Source organism: Rugamonas sp. GW822-FHT03B10, assembly GCF_058801745.1.
In genome coordinates this window covers 1-906 of sequence record NZ_JBXANP010000054.1, presented here as the reverse complement: position 1 = coordinate 906, position 906 = coordinate 1, and the positions used below count along the sequence as shown (strand labels likewise).

Sequence of the window (906 nt, the reverse complement as noted above, 5' to 3'; positions counted from 1 at the left end):
GAACTGGCGTCCCCGCTTCAAAGCCTCCCACCTATCCTACACAGATTGGTTCAAAGTCCAATGCAAAGCTACAGTAAAGGTTCATGGGGTCTTTCCGTCTAGCCGCGGGTAGATTGCATCATCACAAACATTTCAACTTCGCTGAGTCTCGGGAGGAGACAGTGTGGCCATCGTTACGCCATTCGTGCAGGTCGGAACTTACCCGACAAGGAATTTCGCTACCTTAGGACCGTTATAGTTACGGCCGCCGTTTACTGGGACTTCAATCAAGAGCTTGCACCCCATCATTTAATCTTCCAGCACCGGGCAGGCGTCACACCCTATACGTCCACTTTCGTGTTTGCAGAGTGCTGTGTTTTTATTAAACAGTCGCAGCCACCAGTTTATTGCAACCCTTTCACCCTTCCACAGTAAAGTGGTCAAGCTACCGGGGCGTACCTTTTCCCGAAGTTACGGTACCAATTTGCCGAGTTCCTTCTCCCGAGTTCTCTCAAGCGCCTTAGAATACTCATCTCGCCCACCTGTGTCGGTTTGCGGTACGGTCTCGTATGACTGAAGCTTAGAGGCTTTTCTTGGAACCACTTCCGATTGCTTCGGCACCTAAGTGCCTCGTCCCAGTCCCTTGAATCACGCGCCCGGATTTGCCTAAGCGCCTTCTATGAACCAGAAACCAACTATTCCAACAGTTGGACAACCTTCCGCGATCCGTCCCCCCATCGCATCATACGACGGTGCAGGAATATTAACCTGCTTCCCATCAGCTACGCATCTCTGCCTCGCCTTAGGGGCCGACTCACCCTGCTCCGATGAACGTTGAACAGGAAACCTTGGGCTTACGGCGTGGGGGCTTTTCACCCCCATTATCGCTACTCATGTCAGCATTCGCACTTCTGATACCTCCAGCAG

At 52.2% G+C, this 906-nt stretch carries 1 rRNA gene; it reads right to left on the bottom strand.

What is annotated here, in order from left to right:
- Positions 1 to 906 (bottom strand): 23S ribosomal RNA (locus tag AC1RQG_RS27820); the annotation flags it as partial.